This window comes from Skermanella mucosa (assembly GCF_016765655.2).
GTDB classification, from domain to species: domain Bacteria; phylum Pseudomonadota; class Alphaproteobacteria; order Azospirillales; family Azospirillaceae; genus Skermanella; species Skermanella mucosa.
Map to the genome: position 1 here is coordinate 3,884,115 of NZ_CP086106.1, position 20,631 is coordinate 3,904,745.

The window sequence follows — 20,631 nt, forward strand, 5'->3', positions numbered from 1 at the left end:
TAAATAGAGGCATGTACCCCGAACTCATCCCCGAAATCAACGCCCACGTCCTGGCCGAGTATCCCCGCGAAGCGTGCGGCATCATCTACCATAACGGCGAGCGGGCCGTCTACAAGGCGTGCCCGAACATCCACCCCGAGCCGGAGAAGGCGTTCCGGATCAACGCGCGCATCATCGCGCCGTTGCAGCGGGACAGGAAACTGCGGGCCGTGGTCCACAGCCACACCAACGGGCAGTTCCACCCCTCGCGCGCCGATATGGAAAGCCAGATCAAGGTCGGTTGCAGCTACGCCATCGTGGTCACGGACGGGGAAAATTGTTCGCGGCCGGTGTACTGGGGCGACGACGTGCCGATCCCGCCCTACGACGGGCGCGAATTCCGCCACGGCCCGAGCGGGTCGGACGGGCGCGGCGATTGCTATTCGCTGATCCGCGATCACTATTTTCAGGAACTCGGCATCCGGCTGCCGGAATACCCGCGCGACGCCGACTGGTGGCTCGATGGATTGGACCTGTACAGCCAGTTCGCGGGTGACGCCGGGTTCGTCCAGGTCAGTCTGACCGACATCCAGGAACACGACTGCGTGCTGATGTCGATCCTGAACAAAAACAACACCGCGAACCACGGCGCGGTCTACCTGGGTCACGAGAAAGGCACGCTGCGCCATCACCTCGGCCACCGCCTCTCGCATTCCGAGGACCCGCTTTACAAGTGGCAGCGACAAATTCACTCGGTCTGGCGGCACAAATCCATGTTCAAGCCTGAGCAAAATTGATGAGCGAATTCAAAGAGATATGGATACACGGCAAGCTCGCCGAACAATTTCCCGACAGCCCCTACCGGTTCAAGGTCGCGACCGCGCACGAGGCAAGCTGGGCGATGGAAATCAATTTTCCCGGCTTTCATGCCGCGATCCGCGACCAGATGATCGAAGTCGTTCTCGGCGACAAGGACACCGGTCTGGCGCTGGATGAGGAAGAGCAGGTGCATTTCGCCGTGCCGGAGAACCAGATTCATTTCTCCTACGCGCCCGAGGGCGAAGGCTCGCGCACCGGCAAGGCGATCCTCGGCACCCTGCTGATCGTCACCGCCGCCGTCCTGTTCGTCGCCGTTCCCGGCACCTCGCAGTACGCCCTGCAACTCGCCCTGGCGGGCGGCGCGATGATCTTCGGGGCGATGACGACCCCGCCCAAGTCGGATTATTCGGCGCGCGAACAGGACCCCAGGAAGTCCAGTTTGCTGTCAGGCCCGGCGACCCAGGTCGAGGAGGGCAATTCGGTCCCCCTGGTCCTGGGCGGCAACGAGGGCGTGCTGTGCGGCGGCGTCTTGATCAGCGCCTCGCTTGATGTTCAGCAGGTCGCGTAACACAACCGTTCTATTTTAGGTGATTTCACGTGAACGATTTTAACGAAGAGCATTGGCTTGACGGGAACGGTACGCCCTACGTGTACGGTGCCGGTGGCGGCGGCAAGGGTGGTAGTTCAAGAACTCCTGTAGAAGAAGCCAACACGCTTCAAAGCAATAGCATCGCCCGCGTACTATTCGCCGTCTCAGAAGGAGAAATCGGCGGGCTACGCCGTGGTAGAAAATCGGTTTTTCTGAACGAGACCGCCTTGGAGGCCGAGGACGGCACTCAGAACTTCGAGGGCGTTACTGTCCAGGAAGTCACCGGCCTGCCCGATCAGGCGTATATTCCCGGTTTCGCCCAGGCGGAGTCTCTGATCCAGGTCAACACCGAAGTGGTCAAGGCGTCCCCCTTCATCCGCGCCAACACGTCGCCCGACATCGACTCGGTTCGCGTCATCATCGGCCTGCCCGCCTTGCTGAAAGTGGACGTGTCAACCGGTGACCAGCGCGGGACCACGGTCGAGTATGCCCTGGCGGTTCGCGACACGGCGCTCGGCGTGTGGGAGGATCGCGGGAACAAGACGGTGACCGGCAAGTGCACCAGCCCGACCGAACTGGCCTATCTGGTCGAGCGCCCCTCGGTCGGCACCGGGCAGTGGGAGGTCCGCGTCACCCGCATCACCGACGACAGCGCCTCGACCACGCTGAGCAACAAGACTTTCGTCTCCAGCATCGTGGAGATCACCGACTTCAAAAGTAATTATCCGGATACCGCATGTATCGCCCTTACTTTTGATTTGAGTAAATTTGGTAACTCCCTGCCCAGCGTGGCGTTTGATTTGGTGGGTATTAAAATTCCCGTTCCAGTCAACTACGACCCGGACACTGGTATCTACAGCGGACCGTGGACAGGTGAATTCCGCAACCTCCCCTGTTCGAACCCGGCATGGCACCTGCTCAACCTGATCCGCGAGGATCGCTATGGATTGGGTATCCCGGCGCAGTACATCAACGTGTGGGAATGGTATCAGATCGCCAAATACTGCGACGAACTGGTTCCCGATGGCAAGGGCGGTCAGCGCCGCCGCTTCACCCTGCGCTACCAGATCAACTCGACGCAGGATGCGCTGCAATGGATACGAACCATCGCCAGCACGATGAACGCGCTCCCCTACTGGGGCAGCGGCGTCGTGCACGTCGCCCAGGACCGGCCGAAGACGCCGGTCATGCTGGTCAACAGCGCGAACGTCCGGGACGGCCTTTTCACATATGCCTCTACCGAGTTCCGCGAGAGAATTACATACTGCGCATGTACTTACTCGTCCGAAAGTAACTTCTGGAAGCCCGAGGTTGCAATCTACGAGGCATCTGCGGCGGACATTACCCGTTACGGGCGCAACGAGGAACATATTCTCAAGGTAGGGTGTGTGTCAGAAAGTGAGGCGCTGGCACTGGCGAAATATGTTGTCGAGACCTCGCTGCGGGAATACGAGACCGTTTCCTACCACGCCGGGGCCGATCACACCCACGTGCGGCCGGGCGACGTGGTGAAGATCAGCGACCCCCTGTTCACCGCCAGCCGGGTCGCGGGCCGGGTCGCCTCGGCGACAGCCAACACCGTGACCTTCGACGCGGGCGTACTTTTGAATCCGGGCGAGAGCTATTCAATCTCGATCCTGGAAACCGTTACCGAGCAGGCCGAGAACGGCCAGAACGTGACCTACCGCAAGGTCGTGTCGCGCACCGTGACGACGCCCGGCGGCAGCGAGCCGGTCACCACGGTCACGGTCACCCCGCCCTACACCGCCCCGCCGACCAGCGACCAGCTTTTCATCGTCAGCGGCTCGGACATCCAGCCCCGGCCCTTCCGGGTTCTGTCGATGAAGGAGGGCGCGAACAATGTCGGCTGGGAAGTGAATGCCCTGTTCGTGGACGAAACCAAGTATCCCGAACTGGATTTGGGGATCGACCTCGAACCGCCGATTTTCTCGCGCATCCGCGACGACGTGCCGGAGCAGGTCGGCCCGCTGGAGTTCCAGATCGTGCCGGTCATGGATGCGGTCACCGGCCCGTCGAACAATCTGGTGGTCAAGTGGGCGCGCTCGCCCAGCAAGATGGTTTTCACTTACCGGGTGATGCATCGCGTCAACAACGGCCAGTACAAGACCATCGGCACCACCCCGGTCCCGGAATTCGTTCTGGAACGCGCGGGCGTCGGAGTTCACGATTTCATCGTCTATGCGATTTCGTTGACCGGCAAGGAGTCGCATCCGCGCAGCGGGACCTACGAATTTTCGTACGGCGGCTCGACCCCGGCCGACCTCAGCGCGCCGACTTCGATCTTCGTGACCGGGACATCCGGGCAGATTTTTCAGACCCAGGACTGCCCGCTGTCGTGGACCGAAAACCCGGCCAACGCCGCGAATGGTTTCGTAACTGCGGCGTGGCAGATCACGATCAAGGATTTCGCCACGGACGCGATCCTGCGCACCGCCACGACCCCGGCCAAAGAGCTTAACTGGACCTATTTGTATGCCATGAACAGGGCGGACGGCGGCGGCACGCCGCTGCGCAAGTTCAAGGTCGAGGTGCGCGCGGTCGATGCCGTGAACCGGCTGAGCGCCCCGGCCACGGCGACCATCGAGAACCCTGCCCCACCTCTGCCAACCGGCGTCAGCTTCACCGAATTCTTCCAGTTCTACCGGTTGCAGCACGACCCCTCGACCGACCCCCAGGCTATCGGCACGCTGATTTGGGCTTCCGATACTGCCGGATTTACTCCGGGTCCGTCGAACTTGGTCTACCGGGGTGCCGGAACCATGCACGACGTGCCGTCCGCGCAGAATAAGACGTGGCGCATCCGGTTCGCGGTCATGGACGATTTCTCCGAGACCGGCTTGAACGTGTCGTCCGAGTACGTCCTGACCACGCTGAACAGTGACGTTACCGTGGACGATCCGGCAGCCCCGGTGCTGAACTCGGTCACCTCGGCGTCCGAAATCGCCCGCGACGGCACCGAGCGGGTCACGGTCACGGCGAATTTCACGCCCGCCGCCGACAAGCCGCACGACAAGTTCGAGCTTGGCATCCGCGAGAGCCAGCAGGGTATCGAGCGGTGGTACACCGGTCTCCAGAGCCCGATCACCGTCGAGTACAAGGCGAACCAACTGATCATCGCGCGGGTCCGGGCGTACAACCTGTCGATCCCGTCCGACTGGTCCAACGAGATTTCGATCACCACGGCGCGCGACACCACGCCGCCCGCAGTACCGGCGAACTTTGCCGCCTCGGCGGGCTACAAGACGATCATCCTGACCTGGGATCGTCATACCGAGATTGATTTTTCCCACGTCGAGATTTACGAAAGCACCACGACGACCGCGCCGACTACGGGCACCACGCCGACTTTCCGAACCGATGGCTCGGTCTTCGCCCGAGAGGGCCTGACCGCCGCAGGAACCCGGTATTTTTGGGCGCGTGCGGTGGATAGGAGCAACAACAAGTCCGCGTGGACCGCGCGGGTCTCGGCCGAGGCCATCGTCTCGATCAATGTTACCGATTTCGCGAGCGGTATCGCGCCCGTCGAGATCGTTTCGACCCTGCCGACCACCGGGAATACCGAAGGTCGGATGGTTTACTTGACTTCCGATAAGAAATTGTATCGTTTCAACGGCAGTTCGTTCACCGCTGGAGTTGGTACGGGCGATCTCGTAGGCACCATCAGCGCGAACCAAATCGCCGCGAACTCGATCACGGCGGGTCAGATCGCGACCGGAGCCATCGCGGCCGACGAGATCGCTACGGGAGCGATTACGACAGATAAAATTGGTGCGAACCAAGTAATTGCCGAGAAGATTGCTACTGGCGCGGTGACCGCTGACAAGATTTTGGCAAACGCAGTGACCGCTGTCAAGATCGATGCGAACGCCGTTACTACGGATAAGATCGCTGCGGGGGCAATTACTGCCGCGAAGATTAAGACCGGCGAGATTACCGCCGATCATATTCAGGCCGGGGCGATCACGGCGCGTAGTTTGACTATCTCGAATACCGACAATTTGAACCCTGACCCGGAGTTCCGCGACCCGGCATTCTGGAACCCCAACAGCCTATCTGGAGCGTCGTACTTCGACACGAATACCGCGTGGCCGGTTCGCCGCGCCATCCGGATCAACGGCCAGGGGGCGATGCGCGACTACCACTCGGAAATGTTCAGCTTGCCAACGGGCGGCAAGTACCGCATCTCCGGCTGGGTCGTCTCGAACATCTCGGGAACCGGGCGGGCCTCGGTCTACCTCCACCAGCCGCTGTACCAGTGGAACGCGATGGGTCAGGCGGGACTCGGGACCTTCTCGGAGACGGGTAACCAAATTCACTACAACTCCGGCAACAACGGCGGTCCGAAATACTTTTCGCTGACTTTCGAGAACCCTACCGGACAGAATAGCAACGCCAACAAGGAGGCGCAGTTCCGCATCTCCGCGAACATGCCCTCGGGGTCGTATATCGAGATCGGTGGGCTGGAGATCGTCCGCGCCTCGGACGAGACGCTGATCACCGAGGACGCGATCACGACCGGCAAAATCCGCGCTAACGCGATCACGTCGGAGAAGGTTTTGGCCGGGGCGATCACGGCCGGGAAGCTCGCGGCGAACTCCGTGGTCGCGGACAACATCCAGGCGGGCGCGATCACCACCGGCAAGATCGGGGCGAACCAGATCAACGGCGCACATATCGTCGGCGGGTCGATTACCGGCGGGCATATCGTGGGCAACACGATCAACGGCGCACATATCATCGGCGGGTCGATTACCGGCGGGCATATCCAGGCTCAGACGATTGACGCGAACGTGATCAAGTCCTCAAATATCACGACGAACCTCGTGACCACGGGCGGCAGCATCCAGGTGTGGGACAGCAACAACTCAAGAACCCGCGTCCATATCGGCCACATCTCGGGGCACGACTTCGGTATGCGCATGTGGGCTCCAAATGGATCGCTGATCTTCGACTTGGTTTCCGGAGACTTCAATGGGGCCTATATCAAGGACTTGTCCGTGGGCACTTTGAAGGTCGCCGGGGGTGCTATTACCAACCAAGTCGGCGTGCAGGGCAATAACACTCTGTGGATCACCAAACAGACCGCCGGTCCGGTCCTCGTGATCGCGCAGGGCAACGTCTACGCCGGGAACACGCAGTCAATCGGCGGGCACGACGGCCAAATCAACTACATCCCCGGTCCGGGATCAGTCTCGCTCTACCGCCACCAAACATTCCTCAAGACGGTCTCCGGCTATTTTCACGGCAGCAACTCGTTGACCGTCGTGTATTACGACCAGAACGCGGGTGCCGCCGGGTCGGCCCAGGCTTACGTTCTGCACGGCCCGGCCGCGTCCGGCTGTACCCTTTATGCGGTGGAGTTTAAGAGATGAAATATTTCGCAATCTATCAAAAGGCCACGGGAACCATCGAATATACCGGCAGCGTGGCGACCAGCGAGGACAATTACCTGCCGACTTTGGAGCTATATGCGGACCCGCTCGACCCGGCCGTGCACGGCATGCTGGTCGGGGACCAGGACAGCGCCCCGGAGACCCACTACGTCCAGAGCGGACCGGGCACGATCACCGCGCCGTGGACGCCGCTCGACCTCACGCCGCGCGCGTGGTATCAGGGCGGCGACCTGGAGACCGCCGGGGTCTGGCCGGACACCATGGGGCTGTACGACGCCACCCAGCCCGACCTGACCCGAACCCCCGGCTTCTACCGGGAGACCTTCGCCGGGCAGAGCGTCCTCATCTTCGACCCGCTGCGCCAGACCTACATGGACCTGCCGACCACCCTGTACACCGGCATGACCGAGGGCAGCGTGTTCGTGGTGAGCCGCGAGGTCAATCCGGAGATCACCGGTCACCTGATCCCGCCCGATTTCGGCAGCGATGTCGCGCACGATCTCAGCGGGCTCGACCAGGACTCGCTCGGGCAGTGGCACATCCTGTGCTACCGCGCGGCCCCCGATGACTGGCGGGCGCGGAAGAACGGCCAGGAGGTCTACGCCAGCGCCGTGAACACCGTGGCGTTCAGCCCGGCCCCGACGCTGGGTACGACCACGGAGTCCTATTTCGAGGGCGAGGTCGCCGAGATCATCTTTTTCCCGGTCCGTCTCAGCGATGCCGACACGGCGATGGTCGAAGGCTACCTCGCCCATAAATACTTGCTGAACAGTGAACTAGATGCGGGTCACGCCTACCGGAGCGCGCCGCCGGTCATCGAGACGCCGGGCACGGTTGCCTCGCTGGTCGCCAAGCCGACCTTCGACATCGCCTTCGATGTCTCGGAAATCCCCGACGACGGGGTGACGGCGGCGACCATCGTCGGGACGATCCCCTCGGGAACGCTGATCGAACTGGCGGCTGACCCGACCATGGGGATCACCGGGCAGTCGATGACCTACATTTCCGGCCCATTTTCGTTGACCAGCATGTGCCCCGGAGACCACGTGATCACCTTCAGCCTCGATAACTATGTTAGCAAATCTCTCACCGTGACGGTCCTCCCATGAGTTTCAATGTCGTCCTACCAGTTTCCCCAGTCTCCGGACTGACCGCGATCCAGGGGGTCAAGAGCGCCGCCCTTCGGTGGTTGGCCCCGGTCGATTTCACGGTCAACTGCGTTTACGAAATTTGGGCGGGATCGACCACGGATTTCGCCAGCGCGACCAAGCTCCGCGAAACGCGAGAGACCCATTTCAGCGAGTTCAATTTGGTCGCCGACACCACGCGGTACTACTGGGTCCGCGTGCGCCGGGTATACTCGGACACGCTCGCGCGGTATTCCACGGTCAACTGGGTCAGCGTATCCCCCGAGGGCGTTGGAAGTGGTTCCGGGACGATTGCCGACGGGTCCATTACGACTTCGAAGCTTGCCAACTCGGCAGTGACCTCGGCGAAGATCGCTCTCGGAGCCTCGGGTAACCAGAATTTCTACGCGAGCAACGCGAACAGCCCGGTGTACGACAACGGAGTGTGGTCGTTCTACGGCCAGATCGGCAGTTCGACCGATACTTACGGCGGAATGTACGCCTTCACATGGCACATGGACGCCGGGCTCAACTTCGGTGACCTGCTGCCGGGCGATCATGCGGTGTGCAAATTCAAGCCGCAGGTCACCGTCAACCCCAGCAATTACCTGGGCAGGACCACCGTCGTCCACGAGGAAGAATCATGGTTCGGCGAGCATCTGGAACCGGAGCCGGGCGAGATCGCCCCGCTGGGCAGCAGCTATTTCAACGGCATTTGGGAGCGGACCATCCTGCTAACTCTCCAGCCCGGCGACAAGTTCCAGACCATCTTCTACATGCGGACGGACATCGTGGACGCGCTCGGAACCCCGGTGACACGCGGTATTTTTCGCCCCAAGATCAACAAATACAAATTTAACTATAGGAAAAGCCAGTGATGTTTATCGTAGAGCATGACGCGGCGGGCCGCATTATCGGCTACGGTGACCGCGCCCTGTACGGCGATCTGCCCGACAACTACATCGAGGTGGACCGCCCCCCGGACATGGAGCGCGAGATGGTCGTGGACGGTGCCCTGGCACCCCGGCCGATCCTGCCGGTCAGCCTGAGCGCCGTCGAGATCGTCTCGGGCTCCGCTGTGCCGCTGGTGATCAGCGGGCTGCCCACCGATTCCCGCCTGATAATCAGGCGCGGCGGCTGGTACGTCGCCGAGGTCACCGCGTCGGGCGAGTACAGCTTCATCCCGCAGCAGGCGGGAGCCTATCACATCCGCGTCGAAGCGTTCCCATTCCTAGACGAGACCCTGCGCTTCCGCGCTACTTAATGGAGTTTACTAAATGATTTTGGATGAAATTGATTTCGAGCTTCAAGCAGGCAGTGAGGCCACTTACCGCTGGACCCTGAGCGATCTCGACCTGACCGGGGTCAGCGAGGCCAAATTCGCCCTGTTCAGCGACTTCGGCAAGGTCCCCGTCCTGGTCGCGAGTTCGTTGAACGGCTCCGGAGCCCGAATTGTGGTGAACTCCGCGTCGGGCAGGATCGATCTGATTCTGCCCGGCAGTGCGACCAAAAGTCTGGTGACACGCGGCGCGGAGTTCATCGGCAGGTTCCAGTGCGAACTCCGGTTCAGCGACGGCAGTGAAGTGATCTTCGCCCGTGGTCCCGCCACGGTCGCCCGTGACGGGATCATTTAATCACACCAGTCCTGAGATAGGCGGGAACTCGCGCACCGTTTCGACGGCTGCCGTGAGGTCCCGCACCACTTCAATAGAGTAACCGATCTCCACGGGCTGCCGGGTGACCGTGTACGGATTGCTGCCGGACGTGATCATGCGCGTCTGTGTGAACGTCGCGGCGATCCTCGCGGGCAGCTTGGTTTTCGAAACCACCGACCCGGTGCTGAGCGCGGTCGCCGAGACGCTGCCGAGCAGGCCGAGTTTGGCCGAGGCCCGGCCGGTGCTACCCGATGTTGCCGTGACCAGCCCGGTGATGCCGCGCTTGCGGCCCCACGGTGCCGGAGTAACCGTCGCCGTCCCCGAAGCCGTCGCCTGAAGGCCGCGAAGGCGCTGGACCGATGCCGTGCTGGTCGATGTCGCCAGGGCGGTTGCCGCGATCCCGCGCAGCGGCTTCAGCGTTGCCTGGGCCGTCGCCGACGTGGCGGTGACCGGGGTGGCCGACAGCGGGACACGGGCACTGCTCGATGCCGTAGCGGATGCAGACGCCGCGACCGGATTGGCAGACAGCTTGCGCGTCCTGACCAGAGTCGTTGCACTGGTTGCCGCTGCTATCGAGATATTGGCGACGATGCCGCGCCTCCGGGCGACCGTGGATGCCGTTGCCGAGGCGCTGGCGGAGACATTGCCCGACATCGTACCGGACTGGCTGAGCGACCCGGTGGACGAACTGGAAACCGAAACAGGGTTGCTGATGACCGGACGACGGCGACCAAATCCAGTAACCGTAGAGACCGCGCTGGCGGCGACAGGAGCAGCACCGAGGCCGGTCCGCTTGCGCAGTGTTGCCGGTGTCGTCGTGCTGGTGGACGCCACAGGCGGCGCGCTGAGGGGGCGCACGCGGCCAATCTCGGCCGGTGCCACGGTGGCCGAAGCCGATGCGAAACCTTCGAAGGTTCCGGACAGGCTGAGCGTCAGCGCGGTTGCTGAACTGGTAACCGAAACCGGGTTGGCGGCGACGGTCCGGACGCGCACACACGTCGTGGCAGACGCCGCAGAGGAGGCCGAAACTGTGGCCGAGAACGATCCGCTCTGACTCAGCGATCCGGTGCAGGATGCCGTCGCCGTGACCGGCTGAGCCGTGAGCGGACGGTGCCGGGCCAGGGTGGATGCGGCAGCCGTTGCCGATGCCTGCACCGTATCCGCCTGTAGCGGGCGCTGGCGGACCACGGTGGACGCCGTGGCGCTCGATACCGCCTGGACCTGATCGGATGCCAGGGCGCGTTGGCGAACCAGTTCGGCCGTCGATACGGTAGCGGTCGCCGCGACAGCATCACCGGTTACCGGGCGCTGGCGAACCAGCGTGGAACTGGTAGCCGCAGCGGTCGCCGAAACCAGATCAGCCGCGAGGCCGCGCTTCGGATTAAGCGTCGTCGCGGTGGCCGAAGACGTTGCCGAACCAGTTTCGGCGACCAGTTCGTGGATGACAGCCGGTGCGGCGAAGCTCAGCGCCTCCAGCGGGTTGGCGTCGTAATCAGAGACATCCTGGGCCGACCAAGCAACCCCGGAAACCGTCCCCACCTCGTAGATTTTGCCGTGCCAAGCATGTTTGTTTTCCAACGAGGCCGCGCCGTACGTAAACCTGCCAAGCTGGAGCGACGAGCCGCCGCCCGCGTCGAGCGCGATGGTCTGGCTGACCCGGCGCACGCCGTTGTAATAGAAATGAAGCTGCGTGCCGTCGTAGGTCAGCGCGAAGGTCGAGACCGCATCACGCGGCACCTCGCCCTGGACCAGCGACATCTCGGCCTGACCGTTATCGACCAGGAACCGGTCATCGAAGCTGCGGATCGAGAGGTTCCGCGCCGCCGCGCCGGAACCGTACGAAAAGATACCGCCCTGATCCTGCGCCGCCGATGGATTGACGCGGGCGAAGATTGTGAACGGCTGGCTGCCGCCGATGCCAAGCTGGTCGCCGGTCAGGCCGGTCGCGAAGTAGTTCGCGTAGGTCGCGGTGCCGAGCAGGTGTCGGCCAACCTCGTCGCTTGCGGTGGTGATTCCACCCATCGGCACTGCATCACCCGTGCCGGGGTTCGCGATGTTCGGCGACAAACCAGATTGTTCGTTGAAAATCCAGTAGCCGGTCGTGCCCGCATACTTCCCGGATTTGGTAAACGAAACTTCGGTAGTCGGCTTTTCAACGGTCCGATTGCCCGGCTTGCGCACCGTCATCGACGCCGGGTTTGCTGTGGCCGCAGCAGCGACCGGAGCGGCTGCGAGCAGGCGCGTCCGGACCAGATCGGCCGGGGCGACTGACGAGGATTCGGAAGCCTCGGCAGTGATCAAGCGTGTCCTGGTCAGCGTGGTTGCGGAGGATGTCGCGGCTGCCGAGACGGCATTGCCGCTAAGCGGACGGTGGCGCACCAGCGAGGCCGGAGAGACCGTGGCCGCAGCACTGATCGTCGCGACAAGCTGGATCGCCGCCTTGTTGACGCCCATCTCGGTAGTGACCGTCGAAGCCGCCGACACTGCATTGGCTGCCAGCGAGCGGGTGCGCGCCAGCAAGGCGGGGCCGACCGTCGCCGCAGCCGGGATCGTGTTGGGCGCGATCCGGCGCGAGCGGCGCATTGTGGCGCTGGGCACCGTGGACACCGCAGCGAGCGCGTTACCGGCAAGCTGGTGCGTGGTGCCGCCCGGCTGCTGGACGTAGGCCGCGTTGTACTCGCGGTAGGTGGCTGCCATCGACATCATGTTAACGTAGGCGGTCGTCGTCGAGGTCGTCGTGTTGCGGACCATGAGACCGACGCCGAGAGTCGCGAGATCGCTCACCAGGATCGAGGGCAGCCCCCACAGATCGCTGCTGCCGCCGTAAACTGCGGCGCTTTCTCCGCCCGTGGTCGGCCACAGGGTAGCTGTGTCGGCCTTGTCGTCGGCGGAATATTGCGCCTGGGGCACGGAGCCCCCGGTCAAGACCACCGCCTCGTCGCGCAGGCGGCTGGAGGCACTGGCGGAGCGGACGATCCGCACCTCGATACCGGTGACTTCGGCATCGGCCGGGACGTTGAAACCGAACGCCCGGCCGATGCCGACGCGGGTCCGGGTGGACGACGAGACCGACGAGGAGGCTCGGCTAGACGAGGCATTGACGTTGCTATTGATACGCGCCACCGTCCAGTTGCTCCATGTCGTGCCGGTATTGCCATCGATGGGGGCACTGTTGCTGTGGACGGTCGTCGGAGTCATGAAGGCGGTCGTCACCGGAGCCGTGTAGCCCTGCGCGTCGTAAGCTTTGAGTTCCGCGCTGGACACCGTGGCCGTGGCGCTCGCCGAGCCGTCTAGCTGGTGCGTGACGGGTCCGGTCGGCTCCTGCGGCGTGTTGCCCCCGGTGATCCCGACGACCGCGAGCGGAGCATTATCGTACGCAGTGGCCTCGGACGCCGACCATGCTGCGGCGACGACACCAAATTCGTAAATCTTTGATTCGAACGGGACTGCACTGCCGTCGCCGCCGACATAGGGGGCCATGCTGGTGTTGATGGAGTAGTTCCCGCTTGCCGACCCGATCAGCGCACCATTGGCATAGACGGCCACCGTCGTGGTCGTACCCACGAGGGTGATAGTGGACACGCCGGACGGCATCGGACCCGACACGGCGACCGTGCCGTTACGGATAACCTGCCACGTGTTGTTGAGCGTGCGTAGCTGGATTGTCCCGAAATCATCCGAAAAATAGATCAGCAGGCAGCGCGCGGTCGAGGCGGAGCCGGGAAAGCTCGTGTTAACCCGCGAAAAGAAGGTCCACGGGCCAGCGCCATATCCATAGGTGGTCGGACTGCTGAAAGGCTGCACGGAGAAGTCGGGGTCGGAGGGCGAGTTGGGCGTCCAGTGCGAGCCGATGGCGTCAGTCGCCAGCGTCGCCGTGCCGTTAATAAAATCGAAGACATCCGCATTAACGTCGGTCACCACGTCAGCGTAGTCCTGGAACGATGGACCCGCGTAGGAGGACTGGAAAACGCCGTCGCAGGTCACGAAATGCTTCAGGGCCGCGTACTGACCGGTCTTCGAAACGGTCAGCGTCCCGGACGGTTTGGCAACTTCGCGCGGCGGCGGCGGCGGCGGCTGGACGACGAACGCGCCGGACGTGACACCCGCCGCCGAGCCCCCGTAAGTGTGCGACACCGCGCCCGGCGTCGCTACGGTCTGGCGGGCCTCATGGAAGTAGCTCATGAAACCGGCGGACACGACGGAGAAGAGAGTCGATCCCGCTGGAGCAGATAGCGTCGAACCACTCGTGATCCAGGACTGGTAGATCGAGTCCGGTCTGGTCGTGGTCAGGCTGCCCGTCGTCATCGTGTTCCCCGGCGTCGCGATGGGGGAGACCGGGTTGGTTGGGTCAACGCCGGAGTAGGCGCAGATATGCGCCGAGGCGAAAAACGCACCGCTGGAAGCGGTCACCGTGTAGGTCGTCGGCTCGGAAGACCCGGCGAGTTTCCAGAATACGGCGGTCCTTTTCCCCGGATCACTCGCCTCGTGTAAGGTTGTCCAGCCGCTCGGTGTCGGGATCGTCGCATCCATGTCGCAACCGACGTACAGTATCAGCAGGTCGCCCGCTGCCACGGTCGGCCTACCTGCCTCGAACGTAGTGGGCAGCATCCCGCTGTCTGTTGTCACGCCCGTGATGTAAGTCGGTGCCGCCATCTCAAATCCCCCAAACCAATTTTCGTATACCAAAAAGGCGGGACAGGTTTCCCCGCCCCGCCCAGGATCGTTCCCTAAACTAAGGGATTACCTTAATCGATGGAGAAATTCAGGCTCGACGCGGCGAACACGGCGGTATCGCCCGAGGCGACCTGCTTGCTGGTGCCCAGCGTGCCGTGGAAAATCAGGGTCGCGCCGTTGAACAGGCCGAAACCGGCCACGGTGCCCCAATCGGCGGAGGCGGTGGTGAACGCGATCTCGGCATTGTTGGTCGCGCTGTTGCCGGTCACGGTCCAGGACGCCGAGGGGACGGCCTTGCGGGCGTAGCTGCCACCCGTCACCTCGGTGCCGCCGCCAGTTTCGCCCGGCGCGGTGGTGTACAGCGCCAGATCGAGCGAGTTCGGCATGGTGCCGAGGGTGGTCTTGCCAAAAATGTGGTTGAGAATAGCGGTCTCGTAAGTATTCGAGAAAGACATCGGGGAAATTTCCTCTAATAAAATGGTAAATTGCTTTTGCGCAAAGCGGTGAATTCTACGGACTATTTAGCCTTTGTTTTGCGCAGCAGTTCGGGGCGCAGGCAGGTCACGGTGACGATTTCTGAATACGGCCGGGCGAGGCTGGCGAGGACTTCCGGTGTCATCTGACGGGCGAGGCGGTCGCGGGTGGCGAGGCGGGAGGATGCGCGGTCGCCGTGCATTTCGACAAGCTGGCTGCTGGACAGCGGCGGGACGGTGATGGTCGAAGGGCGGGGCATGTAAATCTCTTCTAAATATCAGCGGTTATTATAGGATATTTAGGACCCCCGTGACGATAAAGTTCCGCTCCAAGTTCGAGGCCAGTATCGCGAAGAAACTGAAGGACTCCGGGGCCGATTTCCGGTACGAACCGGAAAAGCTCAAGTTCATCGAACCGGCGAAGACGCGCAGCTACCTGCCCGACCTGATCCTGGGCAACGGCATCGTGGTCGAGATCAAGGGGCGGCTGACCGCTGCCGACCGCAAGAAGATGGTGCTGGTGCGCGACCAGCATCCTGGCAGGGATATCCGGATCATCTTCCAGCGGGCGGCGAACCCGATCAACAAGGGCTCGAAAACCAGTTATGCGGACTGGGCAGAGGCGGCGGGGTTCAAGTGGGCCGAGGGCTCGGTGCCGCAGGCGTGGATTGACGAACCGGGGCGCTAGAGCCGGAAACGAAAAGGGCGAGCCGCCGAAGCTGCCCGCCCTCTCGCCTTAACCGAACTGTCCAGCCATCAGGTAGACAATCCCCATTACAGCTAACAACCCGAGGAAGTTGCCATCCAGCTTGATTTCGGTCTTGCTGATGGTAACGACCTGACGGGTGGTCAGTACCTTTAGTATCGCACGGAAACTGTTCAAGGTTTCTCCGGCGTTCGCTGACCAAACCAAGATAGCGACGATCCGGATGGTTTACCAGAGGTTGGTTAACCGAACTAAATCAATGCCGACCGGATGCGGCTGTCCTCCGGATCGTCGGCAAAACGCAGCTTGGTCAGGACCCGATCCCGGTCGCTCAGATCGGCCAACCAGATCATCGGCTGGGTAGCGATGGCATCGGGATCGACGTAAGCGCAGTCCCGCTCGATCAGGTGGAGGAACAGGCCCTCGTGCCGGGCGTGGAGCAGCCCCCGGAATTCGTAATAGTGCGTCATGTAAAGGTCGCTAACCTTTGGCTGGTTTACAGAAAAGAAAGGAATTTAAGATACAATTCAAACGGTGTTGCATTTCTAATTAGGTGCCGAGATGAGCGACAGAGTATTCTTTCAGCGCAAGCTGCAAGATATCATGAAAGGAAATATAAAAGAGTGGTACGTATGCGATGTAGTAGAGGGTAGCAAATCGTCTGGATACATTGCTGCTTATTGCGAGTTTCGTTACTGGGGTGAAAAATCCAGGGCCATGCAAAATATGTGCTCACAAGTCGCTATCAAAGAAGGTTTCTTCGGCTGGAAGCTATCGTCGTAACAAGCTTGACTGGATATTATCTAGGGAGGGCATCCAGATGATTGTCCTCCCTAGCAATCGAAGGCATCAGCAGACCCGGAATTCGCAATAGGATTTTGATACAAACGTCCTTAAGCGAGTTTACCCGAAACGCCTCCGGAACAGTTCGGCGCGCATGGTGGCCCGGATGATGGTCGCGGTGCGGTCGAAGGCGTCGTCCCACTCTTCGCCCATCCGACGCCGGATCAGCCCCTCCAGGCACTTGCCCCATATCCGGACTTCGGCCTCGACCGGATCGGGGTGCAGTTCCCGCGTCACCGGGTCGTGGATCAGGGCCTCGACCTCGGTTTGTCGGTGGTCCACCAGCCACGCGACCAGTTCGCCGGTCGCGGCCTCGCGGCGGCGGTTGCTCTCGTGGCAGCGCCGCCTGATCTCCCGGAGAACGTCGCTGGGGGTCGGGGGCGTGGTCGGAGCGTAGGAAGTGTCGTGCATCGTATAAAATCCTTTGGAATTCAGTTGGGGCTTAAAGGGCGGTCGGGCGGTAGCTGGCGACCTTGGTCAGCAGCTTGGCGTAGCGGTTCAGGTAGTCTTTGCGGCTCTCGGCGCTGTCGTCGTAGAGGTGCAAGAAGCATTCTCCGGAGTTCCACCAGATACCGGTGAAGGTCGTCGGGTCGCGGCGGAACACCCACGCCTGGGACAAGTAGTCGTAGATATCATCGAGGCCCGCCCCGAACTGGCGCGGACAGCCGAGCGGGCGATAGTTCCGGTTCAGTGGCAGGTAGACGTGACGGTGCACAGGGTGCTCCAGGCCGATGAAGGCGTAGGGCATGACGAGGCGAAAATGCCCGTCATGGTGGGTCAGCGCATAGGCTTCCTGGTCGGTCATCATCGTCATGCCGCACCGTCCAGCCCGGACTCAGTCGCCCGGTACATCAGGGCGTAGACTTCGCGGGCAAGGTCGTCGGCGTCAGGCAGGCGGCGCAGCAGGACAAACAACCGAAACAGTCTGCTGACAGTCGGCAAATTGTCGCACGACGCGAGATAGGCGTTGTCGCGGGCACCCAGCCAGTGGCGGCAGAACTCGGACTTATTGGCGCACAGGCCACGGGCGCGCATCTTTTCGAAGATTGGTAAAATCGTCATCTGGTAATCGCTCTCGTCTGAATATGTCCGGATCGTACCGGGCGGGATCGTCGCCCGTCATTATTTATTTCGCGGTTCGGTGCAGAAATAAATAATGACGCCGGGAACGCGGGGTCGGTATAACAGGGGCACGTTCCAACTAAGGGACGGACGGCCGTGGGCCGGGGAGCATGTTTCCGAGCATATATATTGACGATGGCGCGACGAGCTATTATTATTCGTCTTGTCCATTTGGTTCATATGTGTCCTCGACTTTGTTCCACCCCCACGGCTCACCCCGTGGGGGTATTTTTATTACAAGGACATTATGGACAGAACCATTCACTTCACCCTGTTCCAGAGCGAGATGGACAACCGGGTGACCGATCAGCACCAGCTTGGCTGGGACGACCTGTGCACCTTCCTGGGCAGCCACGACATCTCGGCCAAGAAGGAAGTCACGATGATCTGCCCCACCCAGTTCCTAACCGGCGACCCGGACGAACTGGTGGCCTACGATCCCGCGCCGAAGAAGGTCTACCAGAAGGACGCCAGCGGGCGGTTCGTGCTGGACGAGCACGGCGAGAAGGTGGTCGGGCGGATCGATTTCCCGGTCGATCCGGACACTGACCGGCCGTATGTCCGGCGCTGCCGGGACAACGCCCTCGGCATCCACTTCCTGGCCGTCGATTATGACGACGGCCTGACCCTGGACGAGGCGATTGCCCGGTTCACTGGGCTGGGGCTGGCGTTCTGCTACTACACCTCGTTCAACCATCTGAAGTCGGCCGGTGTCGAGAAGTTCAGGATATTCCTGCCGTTCTCCGACATGTGCCCGACCGACGAGTTCCTGGCCCGGCGCAACGCCATCTGCGAGTGGCTGGGCAGCGCCGATCGGGTTTCGGTCAGCGTCAGCCAGGGCTACTACGTCCCGACCTGCCCCCAGGAAAGGGCTAACCACGCCCGTGCGGGGGCCGTCCAGGGCGGTTGGCTGGACTGGCGGCAGTTCTCCGCCGTCGTCTTCGAAGCCCCTCCAGCGCCTCCTGTGAACCCCATAGAGGGCGATGCGCTGTCGGCCTACGTCCGGGCGGCAATCGGCAAGGAATGTGAGCGGATGGCGTCGTGCACGCCGGGTGACCGGCACACCACCCTCGTCGCTGCGGCGACCAGCCTGGGCCAGCTTGTCGCGGCCGGAGCCTGCCAGCTTTCCGACTACGAGAGCGACCTGATGAACGCCGCCCTGGTCGCCGGGATGTCCGGCCGGATGCAGGAAGTCAGGAAGACGATCCGGGACGGGCTGACCTACGGCAGGCGCAACCCGCGTGCCCTGCCCGAGCAGAAACCCGCACGGGAGCAGAGCACGCGCGCCCTGATGGCGAAACTGCGTAAATTCAAGAAGTAATATCAAAGCTGAGGATAATTTTATGGATATTGTGGACCTTGCTGCCCACCGGCAGACAAAAGAGATTGAAGACCTGAAGAACACCCTCGACCTGCTCGACAAGCAGATCGCCACGCTCAACGCCGAGCCGCAGAGCAGCGCCACCACCGGCCTGCTGATCAAGGTGCTCCAGGAAAAGACCAAGATGCAGCGGGCGCTCCAGAAGGCTCAGAAGGATGCCGGGCTCGACACGCCGCTGTCCGACGAGGACCGGGCCGAGCGCGATGCCGTGTACGACGAACTGAAGGACAAGCTGCGCACCTTCATCAAGGAGCAAGACCTGCACTACGTCGCCGCGACCGAGTGCTGGTTCGTGCGCAACGGCTACACCGATCCCGACCTGCCGCCCTGGATGCCGCAGAGCGAGAACGGCCTGAAACGCCTGAACAACGACTTGCGCGACAAGCTGATCTGGACCCTTTTTGACGATATCATGATGGGAAATGATGCGGGCGACACCAAGCGCAAGTTCCGCGCCTGCACGTACTCGTTCCGGCCGACCAGCCCGGACGTGCTCAACATGCTGGAGGCCGAGTTCTGCCTGCCAATTGAGCCCGAGCCCGGTTGGGCCAACGGCTGGCTGTTCGAGGCCCTGCTGTGGAACCTGTCCGGCGAGGACCCAGCGGGCCAGGAGCATCTGGAAAAAGTCTTCCTGAGCAAGTGGCAGCACCCGGAAAACTACATGTTGCCGTGCATCAGCTTCCACGACCCGGACGGCGGATCGGGCAAGAGCCTGCTGGTCGCCCGCCTGCTCAGCACCCTGTTCGGCGAGCATCTGGTCGCCGACAACCTGTCCTTTGACGACCTGACCAATCGGTTCAACGAGCATCTGGTCGGCAAGGCGCTGCTGTTCGTCAACGAGGCGGTCGAGGAGAAATCCGACGACAACGCTCTCAAGCGGCAGCTTCACTCCAAGACGGTGTGGTGCGAGCCCAAAGGCGTCAAGAAGTTCAGGGTGGACAACACCGCCCTGCTGATCGTCAGCGGCAACGGCGACACCGGCAGCGTGCGGATCGCCAACGCCAGCACCGACCGCCGCTTCTCCATTCTCAAGCCGAAACGCCCGCTCAACGATCTGGTCGGCGAGATCATGGGGATCAGCCCGGCCGAGGCGCGCGAGTGGATGATCGCGACCGGCCAGTACATCCTGTCCAACCCCCAGGAAGTCGGCAAGTGGCTGCACAGCCTGATCCTGAAGCACGGTGATGTGCCGACCGTGGCGGCCTATCACGGCCAAGCCTACCAGACCCTCGTACAGTCCCAGCAGCCATTCTACGAGCAGGTGTTCGAGGCCGTGTTCAAGGACGACCTGATAAGCGACCCGCTGATCGTGACCGGCTCCCTGCCCCTCCAGGGCTACATCAAGCAGAGCACGCTCTTCGAGTTTTACATCGAGATGAACCGCAAGATCAATCACGCCCACGGGGCCATGAAGAACCGGACCTTCTACGCCAAGCTCGATAGCTGGCTGGCCCGCGAGGGTCTGCCTATCAGGGCGGTCAAGAAGGTCAAGATGCGCGACGGCGAGACCGGCAGCGTGACGACGGCCGACATCTACATCCTCGACAGCGTGGACGCCCTGCGCAAAGGGGCCATGATCGGCAACGACCACCTCTGGTACACCGAGGACAGCCACGGACGGCGGACCTGGGCGGTCAACGTCATCTAACCCGTCGCAAGCCCATCGTCAGCGCCCGGTGGCGGATACCGAGGATACGGAAAGAGCCATTTTGGATACGGAAGAAAATGCTTCCGTATCCGCAAAAAAACCAGTAACTACAAGGGTTTAAGAGCGTTTGGATACGGAAGATATACTTTTTTAGAAAATTAATATTATAAGGAAAAAGAAAAAAATATCCTTCTGGAAAAC

Annotated in this window: 18 protein-coding genes; 10 read left to right on the top strand and 8 right to left on the bottom strand. The window is 62.0% G+C overall.

From position 1 onward, the window contains the following. Nucleotides 1-11: 11 nt before the first annotated feature. The 7 genes from JL100_RS17945 to JL100_RS17975 are packed head-to-tail and all read left to right on the top strand — an operon-like array spanning nucleotide 12 to nucleotide 9,562. Nucleotides 12-776, top strand: a complete 765-nt coding sequence (locus JL100_RS17945) for a Mov34/MPN/PAD-1 family protein (protein ID WP_202678914.1) — start codon at nucleotides 12-14, stop codon at nucleotides 774-776. After that, nucleotides 776-1,366, top strand: a complete 591-nt coding sequence (locus JL100_RS17950) for a hypothetical protein (protein ID WP_202678915.1) — start codon at nucleotides 776-778, stop codon at nucleotides 1,364-1,366. Before JL100_RS17945 ends, JL100_RS17950 begins: the two co-directional genes overlap by 1 nt. 29 nt (nucleotides 1,367-1,395) lie before the next feature. After that, nucleotides 1,396-6,780, top strand: coding sequence for a TipJ family phage tail tip protein (gene gpJ, locus JL100_RS17955; RefSeq protein ID WP_202678916.1), 5,385 nt, complete (start codon nucleotides 1,396-1,398; stop codon nucleotides 6,778-6,780). Further along, nucleotides 6,777-7,910 (top strand): hypothetical protein, encoded by a 1,134-nt coding sequence (locus JL100_RS17960; RefSeq protein WP_202678917.1) that lies wholly within the window; start codon nucleotides 6,777-6,779, stop codon nucleotides 7,908-7,910. Before gpJ ends, JL100_RS17960 begins: the two co-directional genes overlap by 4 nt. Continuing rightward, entirely contained in the window at nucleotides 7,907-8,806 is a 900-nt protein-coding gene (locus JL100_RS17965; protein ID WP_202678918.1) for a hypothetical protein, read from the top strand. Before JL100_RS17960 ends, JL100_RS17965 begins: the two co-directional genes overlap by 4 nt. Continuing rightward, nucleotides 8,806-9,192 carry a hypothetical protein gene (locus tag JL100_RS17970; RefSeq protein ID WP_202678919.1) on the top strand — a complete coding sequence of 129 codons (387 nt, stop codon included), beginning with the start codon at nucleotides 8,806-8,808 and terminating at the stop codon, nucleotides 9,190-9,192. The genes JL100_RS17965 and JL100_RS17970 overlap by 1 nt, the downstream gene beginning before the upstream one ends. A 13-nt stretch (nucleotides 9,193-9,205) precedes the next feature. Further along, nucleotides 9,206-9,562, top strand: coding sequence for a hypothetical protein (locus JL100_RS17975; protein WP_202678920.1), 357 nt, complete (start codon nucleotides 9,206-9,208; stop codon nucleotides 9,560-9,562). Here the strand turns inward: JL100_RS17975 and JL100_RS17980 are convergent, their stop codons facing one another. The 3 genes from JL100_RS17980 to JL100_RS17990 all read right to left on the bottom strand — a co-directional run bounded on the left by JL100_RS17980 (nucleotide 9,563) and on the right by JL100_RS17990 (nucleotide 14,990). After that, nucleotides 9,563-14,236: a LamG domain-containing protein gene (locus tag JL100_RS17980; RefSeq protein ID WP_202678921.1), complete on the bottom strand. Its 4,674-nt coding sequence runs from the start codon at nucleotides 14,234-14,236 to the stop codon at nucleotides 9,563-9,565. It lies immediately after the preceding gene. Between the two features lie 92 nt (nucleotides 14,237-14,328). Then, nucleotides 14,329-14,712, bottom strand: coding sequence for a phage tail fiber protein (locus JL100_RS17985; protein ID WP_202678922.1), 384 nt, complete (start codon nucleotides 14,710-14,712; stop codon nucleotides 14,329-14,331). A gap of 62 nt (nucleotides 14,713-14,774) precedes the next feature. Beyond that, on the bottom strand, nucleotides 14,775-14,990 hold the full coding sequence (locus tag JL100_RS17990; protein ID WP_202678923.1) for a hypothetical protein: 216 nt from the start codon (nucleotides 14,988-14,990) through the stop codon (nucleotides 14,775-14,777). Between the two features lie 50 nt (nucleotides 14,991-15,040). Here JL100_RS17990 and JL100_RS17995 point away from each other — a divergent pair, with 50 nt between their 5' ends. Then, complete coding sequence (locus tag JL100_RS17995) at nucleotides 15,041-15,418, top strand: PDDEXK family nuclease (protein ID WP_202678924.1); 378 nt, start codon at nucleotides 15,041-15,043, stop codon at nucleotides 15,416-15,418. Between the two features lie 48 nt (nucleotides 15,419-15,466). Here JL100_RS17995 and JL100_RS18000 read toward each other — a convergent pair whose 3' ends face one another. From JL100_RS18000 to JL100_RS18020, 5 genes are all read right to left on the bottom strand, one after another. Beyond that, nucleotides 15,467-15,613, bottom strand: a complete 147-nt coding sequence (locus JL100_RS18000; RefSeq protein ID WP_202678925.1) for a hypothetical protein — start codon at nucleotides 15,611-15,613, stop codon at nucleotides 15,467-15,469. Between the two features lie 74 nt (nucleotides 15,614-15,687). Next, entirely contained in the window at nucleotides 15,688-15,906 is a 219-nt protein-coding gene (locus JL100_RS18005; RefSeq protein WP_202678926.1) for a hypothetical protein, read from the bottom strand. A 433-nt stretch (nucleotides 15,907-16,339) separates the two neighbouring features. Next, nucleotides 16,340-16,690: a hypothetical protein gene (locus JL100_RS18010; RefSeq protein WP_202678927.1), complete on the bottom strand. Its 351-nt coding sequence runs from the start codon at nucleotides 16,688-16,690 to the stop codon at nucleotides 16,340-16,342. A gap of 31 nt (nucleotides 16,691-16,721) precedes the next feature. Continuing rightward, on the bottom strand, nucleotides 16,722-17,093 hold the full coding sequence (locus JL100_RS18015; RefSeq protein WP_202678928.1) for a hypothetical protein: 372 nt from the start codon (nucleotides 17,091-17,093) through the stop codon (nucleotides 16,722-16,724). Then, nucleotides 17,090-17,341: a hypothetical protein gene (locus JL100_RS18020; protein ID WP_202678929.1), complete on the bottom strand. Its 252-nt coding sequence runs from the start codon at nucleotides 17,339-17,341 to the stop codon at nucleotides 17,090-17,092. Before JL100_RS18020 ends, JL100_RS18015 begins: the two co-directional genes overlap by 4 nt. Nucleotides 17,342-17,648: 307 nt before the next feature. Between JL100_RS18020 and JL100_RS18025 the strand changes: the two genes are divergently transcribed. Together JL100_RS18025 and JL100_RS18030 are read left to right on the top strand one after the other, a co-directional pair. After that, nucleotides 17,649-18,722, top strand: coding sequence for a hypothetical protein (locus tag JL100_RS18025; protein ID WP_202678930.1), 1,074 nt, complete (start codon nucleotides 17,649-17,651; stop codon nucleotides 18,720-18,722). 22 nt (nucleotides 18,723-18,744) lie between these two features. Beyond that, complete coding sequence (locus JL100_RS18030) at nucleotides 18,745-20,430, top strand: primase-helicase family protein (RefSeq protein ID WP_202678931.1); 1,686 nt, start codon at nucleotides 18,745-18,747, stop codon at nucleotides 20,428-20,430. Nucleotides 20,431-20,631 lie beyond the last annotated feature (201 nt).

Bases quoted from the DNA above. Each gene is read 5' to 3' on its own strand.
- JL100_RS18010 (WP_202678927.1), bottom strand. From the start codon at position 16,690: ATGCACGACACTTCCTACGCTCCGACCACGCCCCCGACCCCCAGCGAC.
- JL100_RS17965 (WP_202678918.1), top strand. From the start codon at position 7,907: ATGAGTTTCAATGTCGTCCTACCAGTTTCCCCAGTCTCCGGACTGACC.
- JL100_RS17970 (WP_202678919.1), top strand. From the start codon at position 8,806: ATGTTTATCGTAGAGCATGACGCGGCGGGCCGCATTATCGGCTACGGT.
- JL100_RS17985 (WP_202678922.1), bottom strand. From the start codon at position 14,712: ATGTCTTTCTCGAATACTTACGAGACCGCTATTCTCAACCACATTTTT.
- JL100_RS18015 (WP_202678928.1), bottom strand. From the start codon at position 17,093: ATGACGATGATGACCGACCAGGAAGCCTATGCGCTGACCCACCATGAC.
- JL100_RS18020 (WP_202678929.1), bottom strand. From the start codon at position 17,341: ATGACGATTTTACCAATCTTCGAAAAGATGCGCGCCCGTGGCCTGTGC.
- JL100_RS17990 (WP_202678923.1), bottom strand. From the start codon at position 14,990: ATGCCCCGCCCTTCGACCATCACCGTCCCGCCGCTGTCCAGCAGCCAG.
- JL100_RS18005 (WP_202678926.1), bottom strand. From the start codon at position 15,906: ATGACGCACTATTACGAATTCCGGGGGCTGCTCCACGCCCGGCACGAG.
- JL100_RS18030 (WP_202678931.1), top strand. From the start codon at position 18,745: ATGGATATTGTGGACCTTGCTGCCCACCGGCAGACAAAAGAGATTGAA.
- JL100_RS17950 (WP_202678915.1), top strand. From the start codon at position 776: ATGAGCGAATTCAAAGAGATATGGATACACGGCAAGCTCGCCGAACAA.
- JL100_RS17945 (WP_202678914.1), top strand. From the start codon at position 12: ATGTACCCCGAACTCATCCCCGAAATCAACGCCCACGTCCTGGCCGAG.
- JL100_RS17960 (WP_202678917.1), top strand. From the start codon at position 6,777: ATGAAATATTTCGCAATCTATCAAAAGGCCACGGGAACCATCGAATAT.
- JL100_RS17980 (WP_202678921.1), bottom strand. From the start codon at position 14,236: ATGGCGGCACCGACTTACATCACGGGCGTGACAACAGACAGCGGGATG.
- JL100_RS18025 (WP_202678930.1), top strand. From the start codon at position 17,649: ATGGACAGAACCATTCACTTCACCCTGTTCCAGAGCGAGATGGACAAC.
- JL100_RS17975 (WP_202678920.1), top strand. From the start codon at position 9,206: ATGATTTTGGATGAAATTGATTTCGAGCTTCAAGCAGGCAGTGAGGCC.